The sequence below is a fragment of the Rhodococcus sp. IEGM 1409 genome (genome assembly GCF_030056735.1).
GTDB lineage: Bacteria > Actinomycetota > Actinomycetes > Mycobacteriales > Mycobacteriaceae > Rhodococcus_F.
Genome location: NZ_JASHKN010000002.1, coordinates 749,526 through 767,509, shown reverse-complemented (window position 1 = coordinate 767,509; position 17,984 = coordinate 749,526). Strand labels below are relative to the sequence as shown.

15 protein-coding genes and 1 tRNA gene are annotated in these 17,984 nt (G+C 62.1%); all 16 read left to right on the top strand.

Translation table 11 applies throughout. From position 1 onward, the window contains the following. Position 1: 1 nt before the first annotated feature. Positions 2–1,321, top strand: a complete 1,320-nt coding sequence (gene nuoF, locus QM716_RS09575) for an NADH-quinone oxidoreductase subunit NuoF (RefSeq protein WP_283303918.1) — start codon at positions 2–4, stop codon at positions 1,319–1,321. Next, positions 1,318–3,747: an NADH-quinone oxidoreductase subunit G gene (locus QM716_RS09570; protein ID WP_283303917.1), complete on the top strand. Its 2,430-nt coding sequence runs from the start codon at positions 1,318–1,320 to the stop codon at positions 3,745–3,747. Before nuoF ends, QM716_RS09570 begins: the two co-directional genes overlap by 4 nt. After that, entirely contained in the window at positions 3,744–5,111 is a 1,368-nt protein-coding gene (gene nuoH, locus QM716_RS09565) for an NADH-quinone oxidoreductase subunit NuoH (RefSeq protein ID WP_283303916.1), read from the top strand. Before QM716_RS09570 ends, nuoH begins: the two co-directional genes overlap by 4 nt. Then, entirely contained in the window at positions 5,104–5,679 is a 576-nt protein-coding gene (nuoI, locus tag QM716_RS09560) for an NADH-quinone oxidoreductase subunit NuoI (RefSeq protein WP_283303915.1), read from the top strand. The genes nuoH and nuoI overlap by 8 nt, the downstream gene beginning before the upstream one ends. Then, the gene (locus tag QM716_RS09555; protein WP_283303914.1) at positions 5,676–6,473 is read left to right on the top strand and encodes an NADH-quinone oxidoreductase subunit J; all 798 of its coding nucleotides are present in this window, start codon (positions 5,676–5,678) and stop codon (positions 6,471–6,473) included. The genes nuoI and QM716_RS09555 overlap by 4 nt, the downstream gene beginning before the upstream one ends. Beyond that, positions 6,470–6,769, top strand: coding sequence for an NADH-quinone oxidoreductase subunit NuoK (gene nuoK, locus QM716_RS09550; protein ID WP_283303913.1), 300 nt, complete (start codon positions 6,470–6,472; stop codon positions 6,767–6,769). The genes QM716_RS09555 and nuoK overlap by 4 nt, the downstream gene beginning before the upstream one ends. A gap of 1 nt (position 6,770) precedes the next feature. Next, the gene (gene nuoL / locus QM716_RS09545) at positions 6,771–8,663 is read left to right on the top strand and encodes an NADH-quinone oxidoreductase subunit L (protein WP_283303912.1); all 1,893 of its coding nucleotides are present in this window, start codon (positions 6,771–6,773) and stop codon (positions 8,661–8,663) included. Beyond that, positions 8,660–10,246 (top strand): NADH-quinone oxidoreductase subunit M, encoded by a 1,587-nt coding sequence (locus QM716_RS09540; protein ID WP_283303911.1) that lies wholly within the window; start codon positions 8,660–8,662, stop codon positions 10,244–10,246. Before nuoL ends, QM716_RS09540 begins: the two co-directional genes overlap by 4 nt. Next, on the top strand, positions 10,243–11,838 hold the full coding sequence (gene nuoN, locus QM716_RS09535; protein ID WP_283303910.1) for an NADH-quinone oxidoreductase subunit NuoN: 1,596 nt from the start codon (positions 10,243–10,245) through the stop codon (positions 11,836–11,838). The genes QM716_RS09540 and nuoN overlap by 4 nt, the downstream gene beginning before the upstream one ends. Positions 11,839–11,843: 5 nt before the next feature. After that, a complete protein-coding gene (locus tag QM716_RS09530; protein WP_283303909.1) occupies positions 11,844–12,536 on the top strand; it encodes a lysoplasmalogenase family protein in 693 nt (230 codons plus the stop codon). Between the two features lie 30 nt (positions 12,537–12,566). Further along, entirely contained in the window at positions 12,567–13,151 is a 585-nt protein-coding gene (locus QM716_RS09525) for an RNA polymerase sigma factor (protein WP_283303908.1), read from the top strand. Next, entirely contained in the window at positions 13,148–13,870 is a 723-nt protein-coding gene (locus QM716_RS09520) for a hypothetical protein (protein WP_283303907.1), read from the top strand. The genes QM716_RS09525 and QM716_RS09520 overlap by 4 nt, the downstream gene beginning before the upstream one ends. Positions 13,871–13,890: 20 nt before the next feature. After that, a complete protein-coding gene (locus tag QM716_RS09515; protein WP_283303906.1) occupies positions 13,891–14,517 on the top strand; it encodes a class I SAM-dependent methyltransferase in 627 nt (208 codons plus the stop codon). Between the two features lie 103 nt (positions 14,518–14,620). Continuing rightward, positions 14,621–14,691, top strand: a tRNA-Cys gene (locus QM716_RS09510). Between the two features lie 121 nt (positions 14,692–14,812). Next, entirely contained in the window at positions 14,813–15,604 is a 792-nt protein-coding gene (locus QM716_RS09505; RefSeq protein WP_283303905.1) for an ABC transporter ATP-binding protein, read from the top strand. Further along, complete coding sequence (locus QM716_RS09500) at positions 15,601–17,226, top strand: ABC transporter permease (protein WP_283303904.1); 1,626 nt, start codon at positions 15,601–15,603, stop codon at positions 17,224–17,226. The genes QM716_RS09505 and QM716_RS09500 overlap by 4 nt, the downstream gene beginning before the upstream one ends. Positions 17,227–17,984 lie beyond the last annotated feature (758 nt).

The following is a 17,984-nucleotide window of genomic DNA, read 5'->3' as shown; positions in this document are numbered from 1 at the left end:
CATGGCACTCGCCCCCGTCCTGAGTCGTTACTGGGATCAACCGAACTCGTGGACCCTCGACAGCTACCTTCGTCACGACGGCTACCAGGCCCTACGCAAAGCACTCGACGGCTCCCCCGATGCCGTGATCGAGACGGTCAAGGACGCGGGCCTTCGCGGGCGCGGTGGCGCCGGCTTCCCGACGGGCCTCAAGTGGAGCTTCATCCCGCAGGTCTCTGAAGACACGCCCGGAGACGGCAAGCCTCATTACCTCGTCGTCAATGCCGACGAGTCCGAGCCGGGCACATGCAAGGACATGCCGTTGATGATGGCGACTCCCCACACGTTGGTGGAGGGAGTGATCATCGCGGCGTACGCAATTCGAGCAGCCAAGGCGTTCATCTACGTCAGGGGCGAGGTAGTACCTGTCCTACGGCGCCTGCAGACCGCTGTGACAGAGGCTTACGCCGCCGGATACCTGGGCCGAAACATCCTCGGTTCGGGATTCGATCTGGACCTCGTCGTGCACGCCGGAGCAGGCGCGTATATCTGCGGAGAGGAGACAGCCCTCCTCGATTCTCTGGAGGGACGGCGCGGTCAGCCTCGATTGCGGCCGCCGTTCCCCGCTGTCGCCGGCCTCTACGCCTGCCCGACCGTCGTCAACAACGTCGAGTCCATCGCGAGTGTTCCGTCGATCGTCCTGGGCGGCCCGGAGTGGTTCCGTTCGATGGGAAGTGAGAAGTCGCCGGGATTCACGCTGTACTCGCTCTCGGGTCATGTCACCACTCCCGGCCAGTACGAGGCGCCGCTCGGCATCACCTTGCGAGAGCTTCTCGAATACGCAGGTGGCGTTCGCGCCGGACACACCCTCAAGTTCTGGACTCCCGGCGGATCCTCGACACCGATCTTCACCGAGGAACACCTCGATGTCCCACTCGACTACGAGGGCGTCGGCGCCGCGGGATCGATGCTGGGCACCAAGGCACTGCAGATATTCGACGACACAACCTGCATCGTGCGCGCGGTGTTGCGATGGACCGAGTTCTACGCCCACGAATCCTGCGGTAAATGCACGCCGTGCCGAGAAGGCACGTACTGGCTGGTGCAGATCCTGCGGCGACTCGAAGGCGGAACAGGAACGGAGGCCGATCTCACCAAACTTCTCGACATCTCGGACACGATCCTCGGAAAGTCCTTCTGCGCGTTAGGTGATGGAGCGACCAGCCCGATCATGTCCTCACTGAAGTACTTCCGCGAGGAATACGTCGCACATTTCGACGGCAATGGATGCCCGTTCGATCCTCACCGGTCCGTTCTCGCGACAGGAGCGTTCGTCTCATGACTGCAGCCGACGCTACCGAGAACGACGCCACCAAGGCCGACACGGCACCGCCTACTGATCTCGTCACTCTCACCATCGACGGCCGGGAACTCCAGGTTCCCAAGGGCACGTTGATCATTCGCGCCGCAGAAATGATCGGCACCCAGATTCCGAGGTTCTGCGATCATCCCCTTCTGGATCCGGTCGGGGCGTGCCGCCAGTGCATCGTGGAGGTCGAAGGTCAACGCAAGCCGGTGGCGTCCTGCACGACACCGGTTGCGGACGGAATGGTCGTCACCACGCAGCTCACGTCGCCGGTGGCCGAGAAGGCGCAGCGGGGGGTGATGGAACTCCTGCTCATCAACCACCCGTTGGACTGCCCTGTATGCGACAAGGGCGGCGAGTGCCCGCTCCAGAACCAGGCGATGTCGACCGGTCGCACGGAGTCCCGGTTCGGTGAGGAGAAACGGACCTACCCCAAACCCATCCCACTCTCGTCCGAGATCCTCCTCGACCGCGAGCGTTGTGTCCTCTGTGCCAGGTGCACACGGTTTTCGGGCCAGATCGCCGGCGACCCGTTCATCGATCTCCTCGAGCGCGGTGCGCTTCAACAGGTCGGGATCTACGCCAACGAGCCTTTCGAGTCCTACTTCTCGGGCAACACCATCCAGGTTTGCCCGGTCGGAGCGCTCACCAGCACGGCGTACCGATTCCGGGCACGACCGTTCGATCTGGTGTCCAGCCCCAGCGTGTGCGAACACTGCGCCGACGGTTGCGCCCAGCGCACCGACCACCGTCGCGGCAAGGTTCTTCGTCGTCTCGCCGGGGACGACCCCGACGTCAACGAGGAATGGAACTGCGACAAGGGACGTTTCGCTTTCACGTACACGACCCAAGGCGATCGGATCACCACCCCCCTCATCCGCAATGCTGACGGCGAGCTGATTCCGGCGTCGTGGCCCATGGCACTCGACCTCGTTGCGCGATCCTTCGCACAGGCACACGGTGACGCAGGGGTACTCGTCGGCGGGCGCTCGACCCGGGAGGACGCGTACGCCTACAGCAAATTCGCGCGAGTTGCTCTCGCTACCAACAACATCGACTTCCGAATCCGCGCTCACTCAGCCGAAGAGACCAGCTTTCTCTCAGCTCACGTCGCGGGCCGCACGCTCGAAGAGTCGGTGACGTACCAAGATCTCGAATCAGCCCCGGCCGCGTTGCTGGTCGCTCTCGAGCCTGAGGAGGAGTCACCGATCATCTTCCTGCGGCTACGCAAAGCCGCTCGTTTCGGCAAGACAACAGTGCTCGCCAGCGCGCCGTTCGCTACGCGGGGCCTGCAGAAGATGGGCGGCGCTTTGCTGCGGACCGTACCCGGAAGTGAAGCAGCTCTGATGGATTTGTTGGCTCGCCCCAGTAGTGAGGAGGGTCAGCTCCTCCGACAGCCCGGCGCGGTGATCCTGCTCGGCGAACGACTCAGTGAGGTGACGGGCGGCTTCTCGGCGGCGGTACGTCTCGCCGAAGCGACGGGAGCTTCACTGGCTTGGGTCCCACGCCGCGCTGGTGATCGCGGCGCCGTCGAGGCCGGCGCGTTGCCGGGATTACTTCCCGGTGGACGCCCCGTTGCCGACCCAGTAGCACGTCAAGAGGTGGAATCGGTGTGGGGCGCCGCCATCCCGGCATCCGACGGTCGCGATGTCGCGAGCCTCCTGGGTTCAGGGCGGTCGACTGCGACGCTTCTTGTCGGCGGCGTGGAGTTGGGTGATCTCCCGAACCCGGCAAAGGCACGAGCCGCGATCGAAGCCGCAGCGTTCGTGGTGAGTTTGGAGATCCGTCACAGCGAAATCACCGAACTCGCCGACGTCGTCTTCCCGGTGGCGCCGGTCGCCGAGAAGCCCGGAACCTTCCTCGACTGGGAAGGCCGCGAGCGCGTCTTCGACACCGCGTTGAGAACGACAGGAGTAATGCCAGATCAGCGCGTCCTTCACGCGATCGCAGCCGAGATGGGTATCGATCTGGGCGTGCCCGACGCAGCTTCCGCGCGCGCAGAGATACACCGCCTCGGACCATGGTCCGGATCGCGCCCCACCTCACCTCAGGTACCCGCAGGCACCGCGCCCACACCGGCGCAAGGCGAGGCGGTGTTGTCGAGTTGGCGGATGTTGCTCGACAACGGCCGTTTGCAGGACGGCGAGCCCAACCTGGCGGGTACTGCACGGTCCCCGCTCGTGCGTTTGTCGGCCGAGACCGCGGCCGAGATCGACGCCGTGAGGGGCGATCAGGTTGCCGTATCGACTGAATCCGGCATCGTCACATTGCCGTTGGAGATCACCGAGCTACCGCCTCGAACAGTCTGGTTGCCGCTCAATTCACCAGGTAGCGCCGTCTACGAAACGCTCTGCGCCTCCGCGGGGTCCGTGGTGAAGATCGCGAAGGTGACGACGCAATGACTGGCTACGAGTACTTCGCGAACGCCGATACTGTCGCAGCTTCGGTCGACCTGTCGGCGTTCGGGCACGACCCGTGGTGGTTGGTGATCGGCAAGGCTCTCGCCATCTTCGTGTTCCTCGTACTCACCCCGCTGGTGGCGATCTACGCGGAACGAAAAGTCATGGCGCGTATGCAGATGCGGGTCGGACCGAACCGCGTCGGCCCCCGCGGAATGCTCCAGAGCCTCGCTGACGGAATCAAGCTCGCCCTCAAGGAAGGCATCACTCCTACCGGAGCCGACAAACCGATTTACCTCCTCGCGCCCGTCATCGCAGTCGTGCCGGCGTTCATGGCTTTTGCCGTCATTCCGTTCGGTCCGCAGGTGTCGATCTTCGGAACCCTTTCACCCCTGCAACTGACCGATCTGCCGGTCGGAGTTCTCTACATCCTGGCCGTGACCTCGATCGGTGTGTACGGCATCGTGCTTGCCGGCTGGTCGTCGGGATCGACGTATCCACTATTGGGCGCACTTCGATCGACCGCGCAGGTCATCTCTTACGAGGTAGCGATGGGTCTGTCCTTCGCCGCAGTCTTCCTCTACGCCGGAACGATGTCCACGTCCGGAATCGTCAGTGCCCAACAAGGTGCCTGGTACGTCTTTCTTCTCCTGCCGTCTTTCCTGATCTACGTGACAGCGATGGTCGGCGAGACCAACAGAGCGCCCTTCGACCTTCCGGAGGCCGAGGGTGAGCTGGTAGGTGGGTTCCACACCGAGTACTCCTCACTCAAGTTCGCGATGTTCATGCTCGCCGAGTACGTGAACATGGTGACGGTGTCCGCTCTGGCCACGACGCTGTTTCTGGGCGGGTGGCACGCACCGTTCCCATTCAACCTGTGGGACGGCGCCAATTCCGGTTGGTGGCCCGTGCTGTGGTTTGTCGCCAAGGTGTGGGGCTTCCTCTTCGTCTTCATCTGGTTGCGCAGCACTCTTCCGCGGTTGCGCTACGACCAGTTCATGAATCTCGGCTGGAAGATTCTGATTCCCGCAGCCTTGGTGTGGGTGATGGTGATTGCGACTGTTCGCGGCTTCCGCAACGAGGGTTACAACACGTGGCTCGTACTCCTCTGCGTAGCACTGGTTCTCGGAGCTGCGCTCCTCATGGTGTTGGCCGGAACCTACCGGGGCCGTCGCCGAACCGCCGCGTTGGAGCCCGCTTCGGGGACCCGGCCTTTCGATGCGATGTCGGGCGGCTTCCCGGTTCCACCCCTACCGGGTCAAACACTGCCTGGTCAAAGACTGCCGACCCGAAAACAACCGGGTCAGAACGTGCCACCGCCGCGGCGGACAGATGTTTCCGACACATCGGAGGACTCCCATGCCTGATTTCCTCGGACCTATCGCGGGTTTCGGAGTGACGCTCTCGACAATGTTCAAGAAGCCCGAGACCGAGTTCTATCCGGAGGAGAAGCGCCCCACCGCCCCCGGATATCACGGCCGCCACCAACTCAACCGGTATGCGGACGGACTCGAGAAGTGCATCGGGTGCGAACTGTGCGCGTGGGCCTGCCCCGCCGACGCAATCTACGTCGAAGGCGCTGACAACACCGAAGAAGAACGGTTCTCCCCCGGTGAGCGTTACGGGCGGGTGTATCAGATCAACTACCTGCGGTGCATCGGCTGTGGCCTCTGCGTCGAGGCATGCCCCACTCGGGCCCTCACGATGACCAACGAGTACGAGATGACCGACGACAACCGAGCCGGGTTGATCTACGAGAAGGACCGCCTCCTTGCACCATTGAACCCCGACATGACAGCACCACCACACGCGCTGCGTCCCGGCACAACTCAGGACGACTACTACCGCGGCGACATCGCAGCAGCACCCGAACAATCAGCAGCCCCCGAGCAAGTGGCACCCGAACCGAGGCCGAGCCAGGAGACCGAGAAATGATCGCGGCGGTCACGACCACGATCCTGGCGGAGGGCACGATGACATCGACCTCCACCGGCGAAGCCGTGCAGTTCTGGATCCTCGGAACCTTGGCGGTTATAAGCGCTTTGGGTGTCGTGGCCGCTCCCAAAGCCGTCTATTCTGCACTGTTCCTTGCAATGACGATGATCATCCTGGCCGTGTTCTACATCGTGCAGGGCGCACTGTTCCTGGGCGTCGTCCAGATCGTCGTCTACACCGGCGCGGTGATGATGTTGTTCTTGTTCGTGTTGATGCTGGTGGGCGTGGATTCTTCGGATTCCTTGATCGAAACTCTACGGGGACAACGAGTCAGCGCGATCGTGATCGGCGTCGGATTCGGACTGCTGCTCATCGGCGGCCTCGGAAATGCGTCGATCTCGGGCTTCACCGGCTTCACCGGACTCGACCAGGGCAACATCGACGCTCTCGCCGATCTCATCTTCATCCGATACGTGTGGGCCTTCGAACTGACCGGCGCACTGCTGATCACGGCGACACTCGGCGCCATGATGCTCGCGCATCGGGAGAAGATCGGAGCCACACTCAGCCAACGCGAACTCTCGCAGCAACGATTCGCGTACCTGGGCAGCGATGAGAATAGCCCCGAAAAGGGCTCGGCCACTCCACTCCCGAGTCCCGGTGTGTATGCACGTCACAACGCGGTGGACATGCCGGCCTTGTTGCCGGACGGATCGTTCTCGACACTCTCTGTCAGCAGCGCGCTCACTCCGCGATCCCCGGATCCGAGTACCGGTGAGGAGACTCAGCGATGAATCCCGAGAACTACCTGTACCTGTCGGTCCTGTTGTTCACCATCGGGGCCGCGGGAGTCCTCCTGCGGCGCAACGCCATCGTGGTGTTCATGTGCATCGAGTTGATGCTCAACGCCGCCAATCTGGCGTTCGTGACTTTCGCGCGTACGCACGGCAATCTCGACGGCCAGATCTTCGCCTTCTTCACGATGGTGGTCGCTGCGGCCGAAGTGGTCGTCGGCCTGGCAATCATCATGATCATCTTCCGATCTCGGCGTTCTGTATCCGTCGACGACGCAGACCTGCTGAAGTACTGACATGTCAGGAGGAATCACGTCCGCCATCTGGTTGCTCCCCGCCCTGCCGCTGTGCGGCGCCGCTGTCCTTTTGCTGGCCGGTCGTCGCACGAACGTGTGGGGTCACCTACTCGCCTGCGTCATGGCTCTCGCGTCGTTTGTCGTGGCAGTAGTGTTTTTCATCGCCATGCTCGGCCGCGACACCGCTGACCGCACCGTCACCGAGCACCTGTTCAGTTGGGTCCCGGTCGACAGTCTTCAGGTCGAGTTCGGACTACAGCTGGACCAACTGTCGATGTGTTTCGTTCTGCTCATCACCGGTGTGGGTTCGCTGATCCACATCTACTCGGTCGGCTACATGGCGCACGACCCCGAGCGTCGTAAGTTCTTCGCGTACCTCAATCTATTTCTGGCAGCGATGCTGCTTCTGGTGCTCGCCGACAATTTCCTCGGGCTCTACGTCGGCTGGGAAGGCGTCGGTTTGGCGTCGTACCTGCTCATCGGATTCTGGCAGCACAAGCCGTCGGCGGCGACCGCGGCGAAGAAAGCATTTGTTGTCAATCGTGTCGGCGACATCGGCCTGATGATCGCAATGATGTTGATGTTCAGCACGTTCGGGTCGCTGTCGTTCAGCAGTGTCTTCGGCGGCGCTTCCGGTGCAAGCGAAGGTGTACTGACGGCGATCGGTCTGATGCTCCTCCTCGCTGCGTGCGCGAAGTCGGCGCAGGTGCCGCTGCAGTCGTGGCTCGGCGACGCGATGGAGGGCCCCACTCCGGTATCGGCTCTGATCCACGCCGCCACGATGGTCACTGCCGGTGTGTACCTGATCGTGCGCTCGAATCCGATCTTCGATCTCGCACCCGCTGCTCAGCTCGTGGTTGTCATCGTCGGTGCAGTGACGCTCTTGTTCGGTGCGATAATCGGCTGCGCGAAAGACGACATCAAGAAAGCGCTCGCCGCATCGACCATGAGTCAGATCGGATACATGGTCCTGGCCGCGGGTCTCGGACCGGCCGGGTATGCCTTCGCGATTTTGCACCTCATCACCCACGGTTTCTTCAAGGCGGGTCTGTTCCTCGGCGCAGGTTCGGTGATGCACGCGATGAACGACGAAACCGACATGCGGCGCTACGGCGGACTCCGAGCGTTCATGCCACTGACTTTTGTCACATTCGGACTCGGTTACCTTGCCATCATCGGTGTTCCGCCGTTCGCAGGGTTCTTCTCCAAGGACAAGATCATCGAAGTTGCGATCGGCGAGGGCGGCGTGAAGGGTGTCGTGCTGGGCCTCGTCACCCTGTTGGGCGCAGCGCTCACTGCCTTCTACATGAGCCGCGTGATGCTGATGACCTTCTTCGGGAAGGCTCGCTGGGAAGACCAGAAACCTCACGAATCCCCCGCGGTGATGACGTCTCCGATGATCATCTTGGCAGTGGGGTCCGTCGGGGCCGGCATGCTCCTGACCATCGGGTCCAGCTTGCAGAACTGGCTCGAACCAGTAGTCGGCTCCCATCACGTCGAACCGCCGATACCAGCATGGTCGATCACCGTGCTCGCACTGCTCGCAGTTGCCGCCGGCGTCGCGATTGCTTACCGCGAGTACGCCACCAGAGAGATTCCACTGGCCCCGCCGACTCCGGCCTCTCCGTTGACCGTTGCGGCTCGCCACGATCTGTACGGCGATGCCTTCAACGAGGCGGTATTCATGAAGCCCGGTCAACAACTCACCAAGTCGTTGGAAGTGGTCGATACCAAGGGAATAGGCGGCGTGGTGGGCAGCTTTGCGGTGATCATCACCGGGTTGTCTGCGCTCACGCGGAAGCTACAGACCGGGTTTGTTCGCTCGTACGCGCTGGTGATGTTTGTCGGAGCAACACTCGTGGTCGCGACAATGATGGCGGTGACACTGTGGTGAGCGACTCTGTGACAAATGCCGGCTTCCCTGCACTGACGGTGCTCTGGCTGCTTCCGCTCATCGGAGCGGGTGTTGTCCTCGCCCTACCGGCACGGTCGTACCAATTTGCCAAGTCTCTCGCATTGACTGTGTCCGTAGCGGTCCTGGTGGTCGCCGCCGTTCTCGGAGTTGCCTTCGACCGCGGCGGCGAACAGTTTCAGTTTGTCGAAAGCCACAACTGGATACCGGCTTTCGGTACCAGCTACACACTTGGACTCGACGGGATCGCACTCGTTCTGGTTCTTCTCACCGCCGTGCTGGTTCCATTACTTCTGATCGCGGGCTGGAACGACGTCCCCGCGGACCCTGCATCACCCAAGAGAATGCCGCACACCTACTTCGCCCTCATCCTTGTCGTCGAGTCCATGGTGATGATTTCCTTCAGCGCCTTGGACATTCTCTTGTTCTACATTTTCTTCGAGGCAATGCTGATACCGATGTATTTCCTCATCGGTGGGTTCGGTGGAGTGGGTAGATCTCGCGCCGCCGTGAAGTTTCTGCTCTACAACCTCCTCGGCGGCCTGGTCATGCTCGCTGCAGTCATCGGCCTGTACGTGGTCACCACGCGCGACGAGAGTCCCTTCACCAGCGGCACTTTCGACTTCCGGGCGATCGCGTCCGCGGCAAACAGCGGTGAACTCGGTGTGGGACCCGGTGTGCTCAACGCCTTGTTCCTCGGATTCATGTTCGCGTTCGCGGTGAAAGCGCCGCTCTGGCCGCTGCACAGTTGGTTGCCGGACTCCGCGGTGGAATCGACTCCGTCGACGGCGGTGTTGATGATGGCGGTCGTGGACAAGGTGGGCACCTTCGCGATGATTCGGTACTGCCTGCAACTGTTCCCGGAGTCGTCGTCGACTTTTGCACCGTGGATCATCACGCTCGCCGTGATCGGGATCGTCTACGGCGCAATACTGGCGATCGCGCAGACAGACGTCATGAGACTGATCGCCTACACGTCGATCTCACACTTCGGCTTCATCATTCTCGGGATCTTCGCGATGACCAGCCAGAGCCAGGCAGGTTCCGCGCTGTATATGGTCAATCACGGAATATCCACTGCCGCACTGTTCTTGATCGCGGGATTCCTGGTCTCGCAGCGAGGTACACGCTCGATCGCTGCGTACGGCGGCGTTCAGAAAGTCGCACCCGTCCTGGCCGGTACCTTCCTCGCAGCGGGGTTGGCAACGCTGTCGCTGCCGGGTCTGGCTCCGTTCATCAGTGAGTTCCTGGTGCTGATCGGAACGTACTCGCGCTACCACGTGGCCGCTATCGCGGCGACGGCCGCGCTTGTACTGTCCGCGATCTACATTCTCTGGCTCTATCAGCGCATGATGGGCGGACCCGTAAAGGAAGGGCAGGGAACGATCCGCGACCTCGCTCGACGCGAACTCGTCGTGATCGCGCCCCTGATCGCACTCCTTCTACTGCTCGGCATCTACCCCAAACCTGCCTTGGACGTCATCACCCCCGCAGTGAGCCACACTGTCGTCGACGAGGCGCCGCCCCCGCTCGTCGCCGACCACGAAGGAGGTGCCCACAAATGAGTTCCTTCAGCGACTTGACCATCCTCGGCTCAGCCGGCACGGCGTCACCCAGTGTCGAATACAGCCTGCTTTCGCCGATGTTGATCGTGTTCGGTGTTGCGGTTGTGGGCGTACTCATCGAGGCATTTGCACCTCGGCGTATTCGATACCCAGTGCAACTCGTCCTCGGTGTCGCAGGCTTGGCGGCCGCATTCGTGGCAGTGCTTCTGCTCGCCGGCACGCGGTCGACGGCGATGATGGGTTCTGTTGCGGTCGACGGTCCTACGCTCTTCCTGCAGGCAACGATCCTTCTCGTATCGATCCCCGCTGTCCTCCTGATCGCCGAACGAGGCTCGGGCAACACCGCCGAAGCAATCGCGCAACACGACGCGCTCGGCAGTTTCACCCCTCAAGCGTCGAGCGTCCCGGGAAGTGTTGCGGAACAAGAAGCGGTCAAGGTCGGTATCGCCCAGACCGAAGTCTTTCCGCTCACGCTCTTCGCGGTCGGCGGCATGCTCCTCTTTCCCGCTTCGAACGATCTACTGACGATGTTCCTTGCGCTCGAGGTGTTCTCACTGCCCCTGTATCTCCTGTGCGGTCTGGCACGTCGACGTCGTATGCTCTCCCAGGAAGCTGCGCTCAAGTACTTTCTCCTCGGGGCATTTTCGTCGGCGTTCTTCGTTTTCGGAATCGCGTTGCTGTACGGCTATGCCGGGACGGTCACGCTCTCCGGTATCGCCGACGCAGCACGCATCGGGTCGGGTACCGACGCCTTCCTGTGGCTCGGGACGGCACTGGTGGCGGTGGGATTGCTGTTCAAAGTCGGTGCCGTGCCGTTCCATTCGTGGATTCCCGACGTCTATCAAGGGGCGCCGACGCCGATCACCAGTTTCATGGCGACTGCGACCAAGATCGCCGCATTCGGTGCCATCCTTCGTGTCTTCTATGTGGCCCTGCCCAACGAATACGTGAACTGGCGTCCGCTGATGTGGGCGGTCGCAATTCTCACGATGGTTGTCGGGTCGATCGTCGCTGTGACGCAAACCGACATGAAGCGGATGCTCGCGTATTCGGCCATCGCGCACACCGGATTCATTCTGACCGCTGTGGTTGCGGATTCGGACGCCGGCCTGGCCTCGGCGATGTTCTATCTTCTGGCTTACGGATTCAGCACCGTGGGCGCGTTCGCCGTCGTGAGTCTGGTTCGGGACGCTGACGGTGAGGTCGCGACGCTCTCGCGCTGGGCCGGATTGGGCCGGCGCTCACCACTGGTCGGAGTGGTGTTTGCACTGTTCCTGTTGGCTTTCGCCGGGATCCCGTTGACCAGTGGGTTCATCGGAAAGTTCGCCGTGTTCAGCGCGGCCGCCGAGGGTGGTGCCGCACCTCTCGTGATCGTGGGCGTCTTGTGCAGCGCGATCGCCGCGTACTTCTACGTGCGAGTGATCGTGTTGATGTTCTTCACCGAATCGGCCGCAGACGCTCCGACCGTCGTGGTGCCGAGTGCACTGACCAGCAGTGTGATCGGCCTCGGCGCCGGCGTGACGCTCATCCTCGGCATACTCCCCCAGCCGGCGCTCGACCTCGCCGAGCGCGCAGCGGATTTCCTACACTGAGCACGATGAGTGAATCCGATCTCGACTATCGCGCCGCCGGACTGGCGAGCACCATCCGGTCGCCGTGGTTTGTCGGGTTTTCAGCAACGGCGATTGTTCATCTGATCCTCAATGCCGCTGATGCTGCGCCCTGGGACGGAATCACCAAGGTCATGCTCGCTCCGATTCTGGCTGCCTGGGTTGTCGCCCAACGTGGACCCCGAATTGTTGCTGCTGCACTGATTGCCTGTGCTTTCGGAGACTTGTTCCTGATCTGGGAGACCACGTTCGTCATCGGGATGGCAGCCTTCGCGATCGGGCACCTGTGTTTCATCCGATACTTTCTCTCACACGGCGCTCTTCGAGAGATACGAAGGCGGCCATGGTTTCTTTCCGCCTACGCCGTCGCTGGAATCGCTCTTGTGTCGTACACCTGGACCGGTCTCGAACCTGAACTCCGAATTGCCGTCCCCGTGTACGCCACAATACTGGTGGGAACCGCATCAACCGCACTGGCGTACAACACGATCACCGGTATCGGCGGCGCTCTGTTCCTCGTCTCCGACGCCCTCATCCTGCTCGGTCAGGCGAACAGGTGGCAGCCTGCCGCTGCGGGCATCTGGATCATGACGCTGTACATCCTCGCTTTGTTGCTTCTGACAGTCGGAGTCCTCGGCCGGACTAACACGACAAACCGCCCATTAGCTCAGACGCTGTAAGGATCGGTAACCAGCTGGACATCTCTTCTTATGACCCCGAAATCCGAGGAACGGCCGCCGCCGAGAGACGAAGAGCGGTTCACCGCCCTGTGGGACGCCTACGCCGGTCGTGTGTTCGCGTACACCTACCGGCACGTCGATCATCACAGCGCGCAGGAAGTTGTCGCCGAGACTTTCCTCGTAGCCTGGCGACGCTTGGACGAAGTGCCCGAGCAGGCACTGCCCTGGCTGTTGGTGGTGGCTCGCAACACCGTGAACAACAACCGTCGCAGCGTTCGGCGCCTTGATGCGCTCACCGAGAAGATGGGACGCATCGAGCAGATTGCGGCATCGACGCCGGGCGCCGACGTCACTGTCACCGAACGCTCGGAACTGCTCGAAGCACTGGCAACACTCACCGTCACCGAACGTGAAGCCTTGCTCCTGACTGCCTGGGACGGATTGACCGCCACCGAAGCCGCGCGGGTCGCCGGGTGTTCGGTTCCAGCCATGCATGTTCGTCTCTTTCGCGCTCGGCGTCGATTGAGCGCCGGGTTAGCTTCAGAATCCGTCACCGTAATCCCGATGAAGACCGCCCGACCTTGCGCTGCCGCCGAACACGGGAGTACCCCATGAGCAAAGATCTGCTGACCACGCTCGAGATGCTGCGGCCGACTGATACGGTATCCGCCGAATTCTGGCCCGAGAAGGTCCAGGATGCCGCACGCACCCGAATCATGGCTACCGAAAACAGTATTGGGGCGCCCAGAGCTCCACGCCGCCGCGTCGGCGCCATCGTTCTCGTCGCGGCGATCTGCGCAGCAGGGGTGGTGGGCTGCGCCGCTGCCACGGCGATGATGCCAAAACCGTTTACCGATATGTACTCGGGTTGGCAGACGATGCCGGGAACCAACGGCGGAATAGATCCGTCCACCGCCGAGCGGGTCGGGTCCATCCCCGGACCTGACGGAACCCTGTTCAGCGTCTTCGTTGCCCACGGCGCGGACGGATGGAGGTGCGTCGCACCGGTTTTCGAGGCATCAGTCGAGACAGACAAGGTTGGTCCGTCGAAATTCATCAGCCTCGGACACGGCTGCAGATCCAACGATGACATTTACGGCGCAGATTCTTTCGGAGGTGGAGCCGGCATCATGGTTGCCGGTCCGCACGAGGCAACCTACGACGCAGGGGCAGGAGGCGCCGTTCGGGCCGAACTTCACACCGCGGACGGCAAGATCTATCCGACTGTTCTTGCCGAAGACCGCTTCTACGGATGGATTCCCCTGTCGCTCACTTCCCCGCGTCCAACCCTCGTCGGATATGCCGCAGACGGGACAGTCGTCGGCACCAGGTGAGCTATCGGTACCCTCGAAAGATGACTGCACAGGCCCCGAACGAGCGCATCCCCAGCCAGTGGGAAGAGATCACTGCAGCCGACTCGGCGCATTCCACACGATATGTCGAGCGATTCCGTTCCATGAGGGCGGACGGCAAGGACATTGTCGGGGAAGCACGTTTGATCGACGCGATGCTCGGACGCGGCGGCCGGGTTCTCGATGCAGGCTGCGGGCCGGGCCGACTCGGCGGCTATCTGCACGACGTCGGTCATGTGGTTGTCGGAGTCGACGTCGACCCGGTTCTCATCGCTGCCGCGGAGGAGGACCATCCCGGCCCGACGTGGCTTGTCGGCGATCTCGCCGAGCTCGATCTACCGGCCCGCGGTGTCGAGGCGAATTTCGACGTCATCGTGTCGGCAGGCAACGTGATGGCATTTCTCGCCCCTTCCACCAGGCAAGCTGTATTGGCAGGATTCGCTCGTCATCTCGCTCCGACCGGCCGGGTGGTCATCGGGTTCGGGGCCGGCCGTGGCTACGAGTTCCCCGAGTTCCTTGCCGACGCGACCGCGAGTGGCCTCGAGGCTGATCTGCTGCTCTCCACATGGGATCTGCGCCCGTTCAAGGACAATTCCGAATTCCTCGTCGCGGTGTTCTCGCGCTCCTAGCCCGGCACTTCCCTGCCGTCCAGGCAGCCCGTCACACTGCGATCAACTCACCCTGATCACAATCATGGCGATTGTTGTTCACTACGAACATAATTGGATCATTGCGGGTGTGGCCGAGCGGCAAGGCAGCGGTCTGCAAAACCGTCCACGCAGGTTCGAATCCTGCCATCCGCTCCCCTTGGGAACCAGCGACTCATCACGCAACCAGCCCCCTACGAATGACATTCGGTGCACGCAGCATGCATCACTCCGCTCCGTCTCCGCGCAGTGCACTCCGAACAGTTACCCTCGATCGATGCACCCTCTCCCCGCGACAGGACAGTTACCTCCCGGACCGATGGCTTTGCAGGTGGAGCACCTCTGCATGGCGTTCGGCGCGAAAGTTGCTGTGAACGACCTTTCCCTCGCGGTGCCATCAGGTTCGTTGTTCGGTCTGGTGGGGCCGAATGGTGCGGGAAAGACGACCACACTGTCGATGGCTGTCGGCTTGCTTCGCCCGAACTACGGTCGCAGCCTGGTGTACGGATACGACGTGTGGAACGACCCTGTGGCAGCGAAGGGTCTGCTCGGCGTTCTACCCGACGGTTTGGCGCTGCCCGCCCAGTTCACCGGCCATGAACTGCTCACCTACTTCGGGCGCCTGCGCGGCATGCCAGAGGACGTCATCGCGTCACGACGAGACGAATTGTTGGCCGCTCTCGATCTTGCCGATGCAGGTGGAACGGTCATCGCCGACTATTCAGCGGGCATGACGAAGAAGATCGGGCTGGCCTCGGCGTTGTTGCACGGTCCTCGCCTGCTGGTGCTGGATGAGCCGTTCGAAGCTGTCGACCCCATTTCTTCGGCCGGAATTCGGAGTATTCTGCTCTCGTTCGTCCACTCAGGTGGCTCGGTCATTCTGTCCAGTCACGTTATGGCCCTTGTCGAACAACTGTGTACTCACATCGGAGTCATCGCAGACGGTCGCGTAGTGGCCTCAGGAACGGTCGACGAGGTGCGCGGCGACAACACACTCGACGAGGCATTCGTTCGACTTGTCGGTAGCCGCAGTCCCAATCCCGACGGACTGTCCTGGATGCGCGCATGACCACCACCAGCTTTTCACCGACGCGATGGAACACGTCGGCCTCAGTCTGGCGCACGGTCCTTCGAATGCGTGTGACCCTCTACAAACGTCAGTTCACCGGCGGAAGAGCTGTACTCAAGGTCGTTGTAGCGCTGTTCGGGGTTCTGGGGGCAACGCTACTGTGCCTGCGAGCTTCGGGAACGAACGGCGATTCTCCCGAACTCGTTGGCGGCACAACCAGTCTCGCGCTGTCCGCTATCGGCTTGATGTGGATCTTGATGCCGATCATGTCCGGTCTCTCGGACGACAATCTGCACCCACGACATTTCCAACTACTTCCCTTGGAACCTGCCCGACTCGCCAGAGCACTGTTCGCAACTTCGTTGATCGGCATGCCAGTGCCGATTACCGCGTTGGCTGCCGCAGCGATACCGATCTATGCAGCGACGCACCACTCTGCCGCACTGCCCCTGGCCATTGTCGCGTGGCCCGCAACGGTCCTGCTTATGGTCGGAACCTCACGTGTCGCGATGCTGACGACGTCGCAGCTCCTACGGAGTCGGCGCAGTCGCGAACTGGCACTGCTGGCCTTCGGCGCGTTCTTCGGCGGGCTGTATCTGCTGCAGTTTCCGCTGCAGAGTCGACTCGGCACGGTCGTGGACGGCGATGTGACGTGGCCGCTCACGGTCGCGCATTCGATACCGTTCGCGTGGGGAATCACCAGTGTCGATGCCGCAGCGGGTGGTGCCTGGTTCCTCGCCGCCGGAGCGGTCATCGCCCTGATGCTGGTCGATCTCGCACTGCTGTGGGCATGGCAACGCCTGGTCGTTCGCTACTTCAATGGGAAGGTCGCAGAATCAGCGGGCGCCACCTCCGTGCAATTGAAGAACGAGGGGCGTGACATTCGAACCGGTTGGCGTGCATCTCGACTGGGCACCGTGATCTCCCGCGAGCTTTCGCTCTGGCGCGGAGATATGCGCCGACGAACGCAGCTGCTATCCGTCGCCATCATGACACTGCTTTCCGGCTTCGGGCCGCTGGTCTCGTCATCGATTCCGTTCTCCGCCGCATGGGGTGCGTGGTTCGTGATCTACCTGGCGATGGCGGCGGGATCGAATCTGTACGGATTCGACGGCGCATCGATGTGGCATCTGGTGATGATCCCCGAAGCCGCTGCCGCTGACGTCCGGGGCCGACAAATCGCCTGGGTAATCGTGATGACACCCTTCGCGGTCGTCGCGACGACCGCGGTACGCGTCTTCGGAGACCTCGGGACCGACCGACTGGCCGTGCCGATCGCCGTCGGTATTTCGATGATCGGAGTCGGCGCAGGACTGGCAGTAGCCATATCCGCCAAAGCCCCCTACCCGGTTCCGGAGATGAAGAAGACGTTCTCCCTGAATACCCGTGGGTCCTTCAACGGCTCGTCCTTCGGACTGATCATCCTTGGCATCGTCATCTTCGCCGCGACAACGGCGCCCGGGGTGCTACTCGGAGCGCTGCTACCGAGCCCGGTGAACTATTTCGCCGTCCCTGTCGCTGTTGCGATTGGTGCACTTGGTGCTTGGATCGGGGGCCGCGTGGCGATCACCCGTATGCAACGCGAGCCGGATCGGATTCTGTTCGCAGTTACCACCACGTGATCGACGCCTGGAAACAGCGGGTGTCAGCGCAGTATTCGCAGCTGACACCGAAGAACTCAGTGTGGGCATTCGGATGGTCAGGTAGCCAGGAGCGCAGGCACGGCCGTGCTCGGTCCTCGCACGTCGCCGACGGAGATCGCTGTGCCGAAGTGCGTGGCGCCGGCAGTTCCAGATACTCGGGGAGACTGTCGTGACATCGCTTCCGCTCGAGCGGAACCATGGTCGTTGAAACATCGCCCCACCAAGATGTTTGCATGCCCCCGGAGCACCATGGTTCCGTTCGTATCGCAGAACGTCCCGGTCGATGCACGAACTGCACACATCCCGCCCCTTCCCTGGAGCGTGGGTGGGTCGAGCGCTGCCTCAGGTTCGCACCGCAGCCCGCTCGGTGCGCAGAAATACTGGTAATGGACCACTACACCGGAGCGATGGAATTCTGCCGGTGCCGACATCCGTTCCACGGATCCTGATCGCGGCCGGATCGTCGAGGTCCGCTGTCGAGCCGAGTCCCTCGGCGCCCCGGCTCGACAGCGGATCTCACACCTGAATCAGCTCAGCGAGCTCAGCAGCGGCTCGAGAAGCTTGTAGAGCTCGAAGATGCCGATGATCGTCGAAATGGAACCCATGATGACCCTCCGTAATTCGTGAACTTTCCGTGACGTCGCGTCACAGGCAGAAAGCTAACAAACCCGGCATTCAAACGGGGACCGTGGATGTGTCCGGCAGATGAACTCCCTGCTCGCAGAGCCCCTTTGGTG

Bases quoted from the DNA above. Each gene is read 5' to 3' on its own strand.
- nuoF (WP_283303918.1), top strand. From the start codon at position 2: ATGGCACTCGCCCCCGTCCTGAGTCGTTACTGGGATCAACCGAACTCG.
- QM716_RS09570 (WP_283303917.1), top strand. From the start codon at position 1,318: ATGACTGCAGCCGACGCTACCGAGAACGACGCCACCAAGGCCGACACG.
- nuoH (WP_283303916.1), top strand. From the start codon at position 3,744: ATGACTGGCTACGAGTACTTCGCGAACGCCGATACTGTCGCAGCTTCG.
- nuoI (WP_283303915.1), top strand. From the start codon at position 5,104: ATGCCTGATTTCCTCGGACCTATCGCGGGTTTCGGAGTGACGCTCTCG.
- QM716_RS09555 (WP_283303914.1), top strand. From the start codon at position 5,676: ATGATCGCGGCGGTCACGACCACGATCCTGGCGGAGGGCACGATGACA.
- nuoK (WP_283303913.1), top strand. From the start codon at position 6,470: ATGAATCCCGAGAACTACCTGTACCTGTCGGTCCTGTTGTTCACCATC.
- nuoL (WP_283303912.1), top strand. From the start codon at position 6,771: ATGTCAGGAGGAATCACGTCCGCCATCTGGTTGCTCCCCGCCCTGCCG.
- nuoN (WP_283303910.1), top strand. From the start codon at position 10,243: ATGAGTTCCTTCAGCGACTTGACCATCCTCGGCTCAGCCGGCACGGCG.
- QM716_RS09530 (WP_283303909.1), top strand. From the start codon at position 11,844: ATGAGTGAATCCGATCTCGACTATCGCGCCGCCGGACTGGCGAGCACC.
- QM716_RS09525 (WP_283303908.1), top strand. From the start codon at position 12,567: ATGACCCCGAAATCCGAGGAACGGCCGCCGCCGAGAGACGAAGAGCGG.
- QM716_RS09520 (WP_283303907.1), top strand. From the start codon at position 13,148: ATGAGCAAAGATCTGCTGACCACGCTCGAGATGCTGCGGCCGACTGAT.
- QM716_RS09515 (WP_283303906.1), top strand. From the start codon at position 13,891: ATGACTGCACAGGCCCCGAACGAGCGCATCCCCAGCCAGTGGGAAGAG.
- QM716_RS09505 (WP_283303905.1), top strand. From the start codon at position 14,813: ATGCACCCTCTCCCCGCGACAGGACAGTTACCTCCCGGACCGATGGCT.
- QM716_RS09500 (WP_283303904.1), top strand. From the start codon at position 15,601: ATGACCACCACCAGCTTTTCACCGACGCGATGGAACACGTCGGCCTCA.